This window comes from Acetobacter sp., assembly GCF_052102375.1.
Taxonomy (GTDB): domain Bacteria; phylum Pseudomonadota; class Alphaproteobacteria; order Acetobacterales; family Acetobacteraceae; genus Acetobacter.
Map to the genome: position 1 here is coordinate 19,515 of NZ_JBQDXI010000025.1, position 10,695 is coordinate 30,209.

The window sequence follows — 10,695 nt, forward strand, 5'->3', positions numbered from 1 at the left end:
AACTCACCCTACTTGGGACGCCATTGCTCCATCCCCTTCCACAACCCCCGCATCACAACAGGGTGGCCTACCGGCAGACACTCACGCACCCCCATCAAGTCACTTTCGCAATCCTCTGTGGTTTCGTCCTGCGGCTCCGCAGTCTTCCGGAAGTTGCGTAAGACAACCTGCCTGATAGTCTCCATGGACCGCCCAAGCTTTCTGGCAATCGTTTGGAAAGACACTCCATGAGCCCGCATGGATAAAATGGTAATCTCTTCATCAGGCGTGATCGGGACAACTTTTCCCATCGCTCATGCCTTAGCCATGTCCAACGGCACCAGCTCCCACTTACCTTCGATAGTGCTACGCTTATGGAAGCGCACATATTCCCGCGAAGCATCAACACGAATGCTGTCGCTGATGGCCTGCATGGCGCGCTGCCATTCTTCATCCTCAATATTGTGGCGCAGAAGGCCAAAAATCTTGTCTTTGCGGAGCTTGCCTTCTTTGCCAACGTCAAAGGCATCATTGACAATTACGCTGAGGTTTTTATTGGCCCCGTTGCTCCAGCACTTGAGGCAACTATCCACCAACTCTTTGGCAACCTGAAGCTCTGGCCCGAATGCCACACAGTCATTGATGGAAACGAGCAGGCGTAAGCTGCCATCATATGCCTTCAGCTGGAAATTGCCTTTATCGCCCCCGCGCTTGACGCCATACTTCTCGTGAAGCACATCAAGAAATGCCCGTGCTTCTGTAAAGCATTTTGCGCGAAACTTGAGTAGTGCAGCATTAAGCTCTTCTGCCTCTTTGGCGAGAGATCTAACCAGCTCATCTTCCAGCAGATGCTCAGGCTTTACATGCTCAATCAGCACCAACCGCCCGGCAGCGTCCTGCATGTACCCTTCTGGAATACTCATGCCGTCACCTCAGAGTGTGCGCCTGCTAACATGCGTGTGCAGTATTCTTCACGCTCACGCGCCCAAACCTTCAATCCTGCGAGGCGCGCTTGTGTGCGGAATTTGCGGTAATAGTCGCGCGTCTGTGCCCAGAATGCCGCTTGAGGATTTTTCGAACTGATCTGGTATCGGTTTTTCTGAACCATTTTACTCACCAAAGTTGCAGGCCACGGCAACTCCCGGTGTCAGTCCAGGTATTTCCCTGCACCGTCCCCGTCCTGAACGTGGCTGTATCGTGTTGTTGTTGCGAGCGAAGAATGCCCCGCAGATTTCTGCACCACGTGAACTGGCGCACCACGGTCGAGCGCATGTGAAACATGGGCGTGTCGCAGCCAGTGTGCTGAAAATGCCTCTGGCAGCCCGACACGCTTTCCGGCCCGCTTCACCACGCGGTGCGCAGCATCACGTGAGAGCGGGCCGCCATCGTGGCCCGGCACAACCGGCGCATCTGGGCCAGTGTCATCTCGCAGTGCCACGAGCTCTTTAAAAAGTTTGGCAGGCACTTCAACGTGGCGTGTCTTCGCCCCTTTGCCAAAAACTGACGCCACGCCGCCCTGCTTGCGGCGCGTGATGTCCCGCCACTTCAGTCCGCACAACTCGGAAATGCGTAGGCCCATCACGTACAGTACGCGCAGCAATGCCTTTCGGCGGGCATCTGGCTCATTTTCAATGAGCGCGACAACCTGCTGTTGCGAAAGTATTCGCTCGTGCAGGCTGTCGCGCTCTCGGTCTAGTCTGATGGCCTGCCCCACATTGCGCGGTAAAATTTCCATCTCTGTGCCGTAGCCAATCAGAGATTTAACCGTCGCCAACGCCAAGCGGCGCGATGAGCTGGCGCCATTCAGACTGTCCGACCATGATTGCAGGTCTGCCAGCGTCACCTCAGTGAGCGGCCTTCCTACAAAATTCAGCATCGCAAAAGCGTGGCGTTCATACGCCCGCCGCGTGTTGGCTGACTTGCTGTGCAGCCATGTCTTGACCAGCATTTTATCAGCCGGAGAAATGCCGCTTTTTGACGGGGCCTTAGCGGCCATTCCGTCAGTATCTCCGCTAACCATTTGATAAGCCTAATTTATTGGCTGTTTTTCACCCCCTAAAAACCGCAAGATAACAGCAATTATCTTGCGGGTTTTGGGGTGTTCCTGCGGGTTATCTTGCATATGCCCCGAAAGGGCGCGCAAGATAACTACAGGTTATTGTTGCGGCTTTAATCAGACGGCGCGCCGCCAATTTTACGCCCACAACTGCCCAGCTTTGGGCCGCGCCATGAAGACCGTATTGCTACTCGCGGCAACAATTCATCCCGCTGGCGCTCAGCTTCCATTTTCTCAGCGGCCTCTACTCGCAACACGGTTTTCTCAGGCACGCGCAACAAGCCGCCACCTACTCCCCGCAAAGTTATTTGCTGAACAGTAGAAACGGCGCTGGTACGCGCAACCCGGTTACGCAAAAGCATTGCGCCCGTATCAAGAAGAATATCTGACCGATGAAAAGGAGGCTTCTCGCCAACAAGGCGCACAACCACTGCAACGCCTGTTTCACATAAGCGCAGCACAAGAACTGGTTTTTTACCGCAAAAAGCAATGGTCCCACGGCAGAAATCCTGCCCTTTGACCACGCCAACCACCTAAGACAAAAAAAAGCCGTGGGCCTTACGGCGCACGACTTCGAAGATTTTGACAACTTACTGATTAAAATGGCCGCCAGCAAGTTTTTTCTTGCGCTGCGTATGAAGATAATTAGTGCCCGCGCAGCTTATCGCGCATGGGAAAAATTAGAGCGGGAACGCGCCTAATTTTCCCACCTCACCTTATGCCTCTAAGGCGTCAAAAATGCCGCGGGCCCAGCTAGGCACGCGACTTAGGAGATGTTGGTGTTCACTTTAAGTTGGAGGTAATCGTATATACAGTAGGCTATTTGACCAATAACAAAGGCCTATGTTCCGTTTTTGTAGGGACGGGTCTAGTCTCTGAAAGATGCTGTGTCAGGGCTTCAAGTTCTTCCAGAGGCCAATTAAGTTCCTGAGCAATTTCCGCCCTGCCTATTTTGTCACTCCAAAGGTTCTGTAGAATTTTTTTCCAAACAGAAGAAACTTCTCTTTCAGTCCCTATGGGTTCGCCAGTTCGGTAACCGCGACGGCCAAGCTCAATACTGATTGATTTATACTGCCATGGTGACAATTTCCCAAGAGAGTGAAGGCGATAGGCCAGCGCCAAAGCTGAAACGCGCCAGCGCAGCTTCGCTTTCAGTATAACGCCCACTGTAATCGGGTAACCGATGCGGGACTTAACATCATTTTCAGGCATCAAAAATGCCGAAGCAAATGTATTAGCCTCTTTTTCTGCGTCCCTTCTATCGCGTAGGTTTTCCTGCTTATGCATGACTAAATGCCCAAGCTCATGAGCCGTATCAAACAAGCTACTTTCTGCTGTTTTGAAATTGTTCAGGAAAATGAAAGGCCGATTATCTCTCCAAAACGAAAAAGCATTTACAGCAGAGGTATCCTCAGACAGCGAAAAAACCCTGACCCCATGAGTTTCTAGTAAACCGATCAGATTTCCAATAGCACTCTCACCGATCCCCCACGCCTGCCGGACCAAATATGCAGCCATGGCCGGATCCTGTTCATGGCTCAGATCTGGGACATCAACCGTGGGCAAGGAAAATCGATCTTCAATCCAGCTACTCAGACCTAAAGCGAGTTGTCCCGCGCTCTCAGCCGCCTGACGCTCCCTTACGCTCATTTTTGAAAAACTGCGGAAACTTACAGCATTACTATCTAAGTCTTCGGGGTCATCCATATAAAAGAAGCCGATAGGGTAGCCTAAGACATGAGCAATGCTCGCAACAGTATTCTCGTCAGGCTCATGAAGACCTTTTTCAAGCCGTGAAATAGTATCAGCAGCTAGATTGGCTTGCTCAGCCAGATTTCTAGCAGTCAAGCGTCTCCTCTGCCGTGCTAACGTCATTCTCTTAGGATTAAACATTGTAGTAGTCTTTTACTTTCTGGTGACCTGCGGATCAAAGTCGCTAACAGTATCCCCATCAAGATTATAATTTTCCTCAACGCCTTCTTCACAACTTCCCAAGAAGTTACGTTCTTTATAATCTGAGAAGGTTCTGTTGGAAACAACAGGTCTAGATAACTCTATATTCCCTTTTTCATCCATCATCATATAATAAATAATATAATCGCTCTTTTTACTTATGTCTTCCATTTTTGTGTAGTTAGGAAGATTTGAAAAGAGGCTATCGTTTAGAGCGCGCTCGACTCCTGCACCTTTAGCAGAGCAGGGCTTGGGAGTTACTTCTCTTAGACAGCTAACATCTACAGAAGAATAGGCAATCCTGATTTTTTTATCTCTGTTCTCAATATATTCAACACCATTTAAGGTCTTTGGAGTCCATTTTTCACCTACAAAAAGGAAGCGAAGTTGTGGGATCGCCTCATGGTAAACGTAAGTACCCGGTGCATTTTTTGCATGGAAAGGGGTTGCATTTGTTTTGGCATGCAGCGCTCTTTGCCCCACCAGAAAAAACTGGTTCCGGCTGGCGTCAATAGATTCTAGAAAATTATCAACGTCCTCAGGCTCGCTGCGAATGGTGGATTCTGCCCAATTAGATGAAGCTATTGCTTCCTTTTTCTGCACACTCACAACCATTAACTCCATGTCGAAATTTCTTACCAACAAGTTGGTTTAAAAAATCGACAAGGTCAAGCTTACTATGATTAATCGTTCGTTAGTCTAAGCCCACGGTTGAGCCAAGCCGCACTAGTGACCGAATGGCGTCACTCCGCGTTGCGCGGCCCATTACCGCATCATCCGCCCAGGCATATCGTCGTACAGCTCAACCAACTGCTCAAGCAGCAGTTCAATGGCACCAGAAAGCTTTTGCCGGTCTTTATGCATTTGCTGCACCATCTGCCGCACAGACAGGCCGTCAATCATCATCAGCACCATAAACCGCATACTCACCTTGCCCAGGCTACGCTCCACCGCCTGACACCGCGACACAGCAGCAGCGCGGGAAAGCATGGCATATTCAATGTCAGACTTCGCGCCGGACTTCCCGGCATCCGGGTCACGTGCGCCTAAAATGCCTGTCTCATAATCCCGCGCCCACATCTCCGCAGCGGCCACATGGCAATCCTCAATAGCGCCAGACTTCCGCAACGTATAAAGCGCCCCAGAAGAGCGGTAAGCCTTCTGGGGCGCATCCCCTGCCGTTTCCAGCCATGTCTCAACAACATCACCACGCGCCAGGCGCTCTGGTGTCGGGCAAATTGGTTTTTCAAGCACGGCGCATGGCACCTTTTCTGGCATAGCGCCCGCGTACGTCACGCGGCTGGCCCTGCATGTTTTCCCGTAATTTTTTGGTCAGGCTTTCTTCAAGCTCAGCGTTGGCACGCATAAGCCGCTGGGTTTTAATGCGCTCGCTTAGCATTGTCCCTAGCAAGCGTCCGGCCCTCATGAAAGCAACCAGACATTCCGCAACGGTCGTCTCAAACCTCTTCATGCCGCCTCCGGCTGTTGGGGTGGTTTAAAATAGGCCTCATAAGCAGCCAGCGTCCGTTCCATAGGCGGCAGGCCATGTTTTGCTGCTGTATCCGGCCATTCCCGCTGTACCCGGCCAAAATCACCCTTCTCGGCCATATCTTTCCCATAAAGGGAGCAGGCTTGGGCGTAGGCACTTTTGGCTTTCTTCTGCCAGTTGGGTGCGTACTCAACAGCCCGCGCCTGCGCGGCACCCTCTTGCTTGGCCCGGAAGGCATCCCGCACTGGAATATCCAGATAAACAAACTTCTGTGCCTCACCGCGCTTTTGCGCAGCAACGTGCAGAATTGTCTCAGCGTCTATGCCGTCCCGCAGAAAATTGCGCACATAGGTTTCTGAAAATGTTCGCTGGCCACTCCCTAGCCCAGCAGCCTCTCTGGCTTTCTGAGCAATTAGCCTGACCTCGGCTTCATCAGGTTTTGGGTTTTCAGGTTCTCTAGACTCAGAAGGAGAAGAAGAAAGGTTATTATTAAGTATGGTATTATTTCTTTCTTCTTCTACAGAACCCACGGAACCTGTCGGGTTATCCGCAATAACCCGAGACACTTTATTTTTTGTGCTTGGGTTTTCGCTACCGCTCACAACACCATAAAATGGCATATTGCGTTGGCCTACTGATGCCTGCGGTTTTTTTCGCGGGCGGCCGCCCTTCTTGCCGTTAATCATGCTGGCAATCTGCTTGGCGGTCAGGCCAGCCGTGCTTTCCCCACGGCCCTCGGCCTCTTCAACCCACTGGGTGCGGGCCTGCTCGCCTTGTAGCTTCTGTGCAACCCGCTCTTCCCTGCGCAACACGCGCTCGTAAAGCTGGGTGCTATACAGCGCCCCGTCATCATCACGCGCAAAAAAGCAGCGCTCAATAAGGCATGGCAGGATCTGGCCAAGCGCTGGCTCTTGCAAAAAGGCCTGTTGGGCTATCTCCGCATCACTCAACACATGCTGCCCGCAGCGGAAAACGCAGGACCGCATATCCCGTAGGCCTTCCATAAGGCTTTCAAAAACGCCGCGCATTTCTGGCGTAACAGAGCGCACAGCCTTTGGCTCCGGCACGCTGTCCCGGTCAAAGTCAGTCAGGGTTGGGGTCTGGTAGGGCCTAGCCATTATGCCCTGCCCCGGCTTGCGCCTTTTTCCGCTTGGGGCGGTATAGCACAACACGCTCCAACCCCAGCACATCCAACATCTTGTCCGTAATGTATCGGTGCGTATGAGCCCAGTTGGAAACGGTGGTTTTATGCACACCGTTGGCATCCGCAAAAGCATTGTTGCCGCCAGCGGCCCGTATAGCCGCATTCAGCAGGGCAAAAACCCCGCGCCCGTCAATTAGGTCTGAGCGGTCCTGCATCAACCAGCCTCCCTGTCACTCACAATGCGGGGCTGGTTTTCAGTCTGCACGTTGTGAATGTACGCTAGAGCCCGCTCTAGTATTTGCTTCCCCTGCATGAGTTTTGGCGCAATTTCATGGGCCTCATGCAGGTCTATGCGGCCATCATCCAAAATGCGCATGGCTGTTGCCAGCACGTCACCGGATGCAATGGCAAACGCACTCATATCCTCCCCAAAGTCTCCGGGGCCAACATGCAGCGGCACAACAACATAGCCCAAAGCCCCGGCATAAGCCGTAAGAATGGGGGCATGACCAGCCGCCTGGTCAAGGTCCATCGCCACATCAAGTGGGATAACAACCGGCTGCGCTTTGTTTGTGTAACCGTGCAGCTGCGTTTTGCTGACACGCGTAAAGCCTGCGGCAGCCTCAAAGTCATGTATTGCGTTCACGGCTTTTAGCGTGGCGTTTTTAATGGCCCCGACAAACCGGGCGGAAAACGGAACTGTCATGCTCAGTGTACCATTTCGCTCATGCCGCCTTGTGTGTATTCGTAACCGAATACACATTTAAACAGGGGCATTTTATGAATTTTATTTTGGGCACAGTAGGTATGATTATCCTGCTGTATTTTGGCACCGGCTATCTGCCCATTGCTGAAGACAACCGGATGAAAGTAGCCATTTATGGCGGCATTGCTCTCACCATACTGGGGGCCATTGGCCAGTATATGGGAAAAGCAAAACCAGCCAACAGCACCAGCAAAAAGGCTGCAACAAGCAAGACCACAAGTAATGTGCCCTTGGGCCTCTACACATACGGTGAAGAAGAACCCGCCCTTGCTGGGATAACTTACGGCGGCCTCAAGACCCCCCTTGCCATTAAATATAGTGATAGCAAGGGGGACATAACGCAGCGTGAAATTGTTATTCACCAGGTCAGTATGGGCTATTCCCGCACCGGGGCTATCATCCCCATCGCAATGGAAGCGTTCTGTAAGCTGCGGAGGCGAGAGCGCACCTTCAATGTCCCCAGAATTCTGGAATGCACTGACCCTGTCACACACCAACCCATTACTGACTTGGGGGCTTTTCTGGCCCCAGCACTGGCTGAGATAGAGCCCTACCGGCGCTCTAATCTGATCTATGATGTCGCACCAACCAAAATGGTAGTTCGCTACCAATTCCGCAGGCCCAAATTCAGCGAGAAGCCGATCACTATTACCAGTATCGGCGTTTATCAGTCGCCCAACGGCCCCCATCAGACCCTCAGTTATATAGAGGGCACTCTGGATGGAAAAACTGAGGCTCAGCGCCTCAAAACCGCCCGGCTCGGAGCGGCATCCAACCCTGAAACAGGGGAACTTATTGAAGACCTGCAAGCCTATCTCATATCGCGCGCAACCAAGGGGCCTTATAACTACGGGAATAGCGACCCCAACAGCGTAGGCGTTACTATTTCGGCAACTGAGTAGCCCAACATTGGGTTGGCATGACCTACCACTCATAGCTCACCAACCGTGCGGGAGGCACGATTGACGCAGCCTCCCGCCAGTTTCACCATGGCAATTGTCACACCAACCATGGAGAACCGAAAATGCTCGATGAAGCCCTTCAACAGAGAATGCTTCAATATCTGTCTGAAAATACGCCCAACGGGGCATGGGCAGCAATTAGCAACAGTGAAAAAAAGACGCTCAAATCCCATCTGTCTTCCCTTTCAGGAAAGGGCCTCGAAGCTTTAACAGCGGATTTGGTTGAAAATGCAGTGGACCATTTTCCAGATGCCATTGGTCTGCTTCAAAAATCATTTGGCCTTTGACAGAAGCCAGAAAAGAAAAATGCGCGAATATGCCGGTAGCACCTGCTAAATTGATCCAGAAACCATTTAAGTATTTGCTTCCACATGGTAAAGTTATACGCAAAGTACTCTTTTTTTCTGGCGTCCAATCAAGAAGTACTTCCTCAGCACCAACAAAAAAACTTTCTGTTTTATCTGTAGCGGCACTGCGGGTGGCACCTGCACCTTCCACCATGGTCGAAGGAAACACGCATTTGGCTGATCGATCTTTTAAAGAAGACGATGTAGCCGGTTTGTAAGAGTATCCTTCAGGGCCGGTTTGGCCTTGAAGGGATTCCCTAACCCATTCTTTGTCATTTTCATGAGGGCGACTAATATCTACTTTGCGCAGTTCCTGCTCAAGAGTAGAAATACCAGCCCAAATATCTATGCTTTTCTGGGGGGCGTTTGTTTCACCACTAGAGCCTGCCACCAAAAACTGGTGAATAGCCTCAGCCGTTTTCATCACATCTATGGCTGAGGCATCTACCCCCTTAAACATGCTCACTGCAAAACCCATTGCCTCACGGCGAGAGGGCACAACTTCGATATAGTCAGCCTGCCCTGCGGCATTGTTTTCAGAAGAAGAAATCATGCCGCTATTCCTTTTTTTGCAGTTCTAGCATGGCGGGAGGCACGATTGACGTAACCTCCCGCCAGTTTCACCATGTCGGTTCCCCAACCAGACAGAGTGAACTCGCTGTGAAAATTGAAATAGGTAAACCCTCTCTTCCACCCGTTACTGTCACAGATATCCGGCAGGATTTCATGATGACCTACGGCGGCGCAAAGGGAGAAAGTAAGCGGCTTATCACCGTGAACGGCTTGAAAGGCGAAGAACTTACTGATGGCACCATTCGGATACTCACCATCAGCGCCTTTTGCCACGAACGCCAAATGGCGCGCACATTCAAACTGGAGAGTGTGAAGGAACTGTTCGTGCCAGATACGGGTGAAGTGGTTACAGACGTTCTTGGCTGGTTCAAGCAACACAGCGCCACAGAAGCCTAACGCCTGAACACCATTCACCTGACAGCCCGAACTGAAGGCGGCATGATTGCTTTCATGAGACATCATGCCGCAACTCCTTGCTTAGAGCGCCGGTACAGGTCAGGCCGCAGTTCTGACGCAGGAACGCCCGTAACTTGCTCTACGGCATCCAGATGCTTTTTGGGCACACGTTTCCACTGGGAAACGGCAGCCGTACTGAGACCACAGGCCTCAGAAATAGCCCTATTAGCCCCTCGTCGCATCATGATCTCAGTAAGAATAGCGTCTTTCATTCTGAAACCTTACCGCCACTAATGTTTTTAAGCAATACAAATAAGGTCAAGCGCATGCAGCCGTTTAGCTACAATCAAGGCATGAGCACAAAACCTGCAAAAAAAAGCCCCCCGACAGCCAAAGCAATAGCTATGGGCCACCGAATAAGAACACAAAGAGAACATTTGGGCTTTACGCAAGCTAAGCTTGCAAGCATGATAGGCGTCTCAGAGAACGCCATTACTCAATATGAAACAGGGCGTTCCTCACCAAGGAGGGAGCGCATTGGAGCGCTTGCGCAGGCGTTGGGTAAATCAATTGGCTGGCTATTAACCGGTAATGAACCAGAAGAAGAGGTAAAGGCCCAAACTGAAGTGGAGAGAGATGTCTTATCAGCGATGAGAGAACTGCCGCCAGAAGAGCAGGACTTCATCCTAAAAATGGTTATTGGCTTAAAAAAATAACTTAGCTGCGGTAAGATTTCTCTTGCCCTGAATAATTACCGCAACTAAGGTTCCTTCCATCACAACTCGTGATGGAGAAAAGCAGTGGCAAAAGCGCCTCGCCCACCCCGGCCAAATCCGCCGCCTAGAAGCAAACCTTACGAGCCGTCATTTTTGTTTCGCCTGCTCAATAGACTGTGCGGGGTACGGCCAGATAATCTCCAAGCTGAACTGGAAAAGAATTTTCACAGGCAGTCCTCTGTCGTGGTCACAGATGCTTGGCGGATTCAACCGGTCGTCGCAACACCTTAATATTGGAGGTGTAGACGATGACA

At 51.4% G+C, this 10,695-nt stretch carries 15 protein-coding genes; 3 read left to right on the plus strand and 12 right to left on the minus strand.

Translation table 11 applies throughout. The features are described 5' to 3' along the window. Window positions 1-8: 8 nt before the first annotated feature. The 11 genes from ACTIDN_RS10540 to ACTIDN_RS10590 all read right to left on the minus strand — a co-directional run bounded on the left by ACTIDN_RS10540 (window position 9) and on the right by ACTIDN_RS10590 (window position 7,327). Entirely contained in the window at window positions 9-290 is a 282-nt protein-coding gene (locus ACTIDN_RS10540) for a helix-turn-helix domain-containing protein (RefSeq protein ID WP_441377013.1), read from the minus strand. A gap of 3 nt (window positions 291-293) precedes the next feature. Then, window positions 294-902 carry a DUF3164 family protein gene (locus ACTIDN_RS10545; RefSeq protein WP_441377014.1) on the minus strand — a complete coding sequence of 203 codons (609 nt, stop codon included), beginning with the start codon at window positions 900-902 and terminating at the stop codon, window positions 294-296. A gap of 224 nt (window positions 903-1,126) precedes the next feature. Next, a complete protein-coding gene (locus tag ACTIDN_RS10550; RefSeq protein WP_441377015.1) occupies window positions 1,127-1,999 on the minus strand; it encodes a tyrosine-type recombinase/integrase in 873 nt (290 codons plus the stop codon). 149 nt (window positions 2,000-2,148) lie between these two features. Next, complete coding sequence (locus ACTIDN_RS10555; protein ID WP_441377016.1) at window positions 2,149-2,568, minus strand: hypothetical protein; 420 nt, start codon at window positions 2,566-2,568, stop codon at window positions 2,149-2,151. Window positions 2,569-2,854: 286 nt separating this feature from the next. Further along, complete coding sequence (locus ACTIDN_RS10560; RefSeq protein ID WP_441377017.1) at window positions 2,855-3,928, minus strand: helix-turn-helix domain-containing protein; 1,074 nt, start codon at window positions 3,926-3,928, stop codon at window positions 2,855-2,857. A 12-nt stretch (window positions 3,929-3,940) separates the two neighbouring features. Then, on the minus strand, window positions 3,941-4,612 hold the full coding sequence (locus ACTIDN_RS10565; RefSeq protein ID WP_441377018.1) for a hypothetical protein: 672 nt from the start codon (window positions 4,610-4,612) through the stop codon (window positions 3,941-3,943). Window positions 4,613-4,753: 141 nt separating this feature from the next. Next, entirely contained in the window at window positions 4,754-5,242 is a 489-nt protein-coding gene (locus tag ACTIDN_RS10570; RefSeq protein ID WP_441377019.1) for a hypothetical protein, read from the minus strand. After that, a complete protein-coding gene (locus ACTIDN_RS10575) occupies window positions 5,235-5,459 on the minus strand; it encodes a hypothetical protein (RefSeq protein WP_441377020.1) in 225 nt (74 codons plus the stop codon). The genes ACTIDN_RS10570 and ACTIDN_RS10575 overlap by 8 nt, the downstream gene beginning before the upstream one ends. Then, window positions 5,456-6,595, minus strand: coding sequence for a hypothetical protein (locus ACTIDN_RS10580; RefSeq protein WP_441377021.1), 1,140 nt, complete (start codon window positions 6,593-6,595; stop codon window positions 5,456-5,458). The genes ACTIDN_RS10575 and ACTIDN_RS10580 overlap by 4 nt, the downstream gene beginning before the upstream one ends. Beyond that, window positions 6,588-6,836 carry a hypothetical protein gene (locus ACTIDN_RS10585; RefSeq protein ID WP_441377022.1) on the minus strand — a complete coding sequence of 83 codons (249 nt, stop codon included), beginning with the start codon at window positions 6,834-6,836 and terminating at the stop codon, window positions 6,588-6,590. The genes ACTIDN_RS10580 and ACTIDN_RS10585 overlap by 8 nt, the downstream gene beginning before the upstream one ends. Beyond that, the gene (locus ACTIDN_RS10590) at window positions 6,836-7,327 is read right to left on the minus strand and encodes a phage regulatory CII family protein (RefSeq protein WP_441377023.1); all 492 of its coding nucleotides are present in this window, start codon (window positions 7,325-7,327) and stop codon (window positions 6,836-6,838) included. The genes ACTIDN_RS10585 and ACTIDN_RS10590 overlap by 1 nt, the downstream gene beginning before the upstream one ends. 74 nt (window positions 7,328-7,401) lie before the next feature. Between ACTIDN_RS10590 and ACTIDN_RS10595 the strand changes: the two genes are divergently transcribed. Continuing rightward, window positions 7,402-8,289, plus strand: coding sequence for a hypothetical protein (locus ACTIDN_RS10595; protein ID WP_441377024.1), 888 nt, complete (start codon window positions 7,402-7,404; stop codon window positions 8,287-8,289). A gap of 222 nt (window positions 8,290-8,511) precedes the next feature. Here the strand turns inward: ACTIDN_RS10595 and ACTIDN_RS10600 are convergent, their stop codons facing one another. Then, window positions 8,512-9,249 carry a hypothetical protein gene (locus ACTIDN_RS10600; RefSeq protein WP_441377025.1) on the minus strand — a complete coding sequence of 246 codons (738 nt, stop codon included), beginning with the start codon at window positions 9,247-9,249 and terminating at the stop codon, window positions 8,512-8,514. 29 nt (window positions 9,250-9,278) lie between these two features. On the opposite strand from ACTIDN_RS10600, the gene ACTIDN_RS10605 reads away from it, so the two are divergent. Together ACTIDN_RS10605 and ACTIDN_RS10610 are read left to right on the plus strand one after the other, a co-directional pair. Then, window positions 9,279-9,665 (plus strand): hypothetical protein, encoded by a 387-nt coding sequence (locus ACTIDN_RS10605; RefSeq protein ID WP_441377026.1) that lies wholly within the window; start codon window positions 9,279-9,281, stop codon window positions 9,663-9,665. Window positions 9,666-9,799: 134 nt separating this feature from the next. Then, window positions 9,800-10,381 carry a helix-turn-helix domain-containing protein gene (locus ACTIDN_RS10610; protein ID WP_441377027.1) on the plus strand — a complete coding sequence of 194 codons (582 nt, stop codon included), beginning with the start codon at window positions 9,800-9,802 and terminating at the stop codon, window positions 10,379-10,381. Window positions 10,382-10,695 lie beyond the last annotated feature (314 nt).

Excerpts from the sequence above, each read along its gene's own strand:
- ACTIDN_RS10540 (WP_441377013.1), bottom strand. The coding sequence starts at position 290 with ATGGGAAAAGTTGTCCCGATCACGCCTGATGAAGAGATTACCATTTTA.
- ACTIDN_RS10545 (WP_441377014.1), bottom strand. The coding sequence starts at position 902 with ATGAGTATTCCAGAAGGGTACATGCAGGACGCTGCCGGGCGGTTGGTG.
- ACTIDN_RS10550 (WP_441377015.1), bottom strand. The coding sequence starts at position 1,999 with ATGGTTAGCGGAGATACTGACGGAATGGCCGCTAAGGCCCCGTCAAAA.
- ACTIDN_RS10560 (WP_441377017.1), bottom strand. The coding sequence starts at position 3,928 with ATGTTTAATCCTAAGAGAATGACGTTAGCACGGCAGAGGAGACGCTTG.
- ACTIDN_RS10565 (WP_441377018.1), bottom strand. The coding sequence starts at position 4,612 with ATGGAGTTAATGGTTGTGAGTGTGCAGAAAAAGGAAGCAATAGCTTCA.
- ACTIDN_RS10575 (WP_441377020.1), bottom strand. The coding sequence starts at position 5,459 with ATGAAGAGGTTTGAGACGACCGTTGCGGAATGTCTGGTTGCTTTCATG.
- ACTIDN_RS10580 (WP_441377021.1), bottom strand. The coding sequence starts at position 6,595 with ATGGCTAGGCCCTACCAGACCCCAACCCTGACTGACTTTGACCGGGAC.
- ACTIDN_RS10585 (WP_441377022.1), bottom strand. The coding sequence starts at position 6,836 with ATGCAGGACCGCTCAGACCTAATTGACGGGCGCGGGGTTTTTGCCCTG.
- ACTIDN_RS10590 (WP_441377023.1), bottom strand. The coding sequence starts at position 7,327 with ATGACAGTTCCGTTTTCCGCCCGGTTTGTCGGGGCCATTAAAAACGCC.
- ACTIDN_RS10595 (WP_441377024.1), top strand. The coding sequence starts at position 7,402 with ATGAATTTTATTTTGGGCACAGTAGGTATGATTATCCTGCTGTATTTT.
- ACTIDN_RS10600 (WP_441377025.1), bottom strand. The coding sequence starts at position 9,249 with ATGATTTCTTCTTCTGAAAACAATGCCGCAGGGCAGGCTGACTATATC.
- ACTIDN_RS10605 (WP_441377026.1), top strand. The coding sequence starts at position 9,279 with ATGGCGGGAGGCACGATTGACGTAACCTCCCGCCAGTTTCACCATGTC.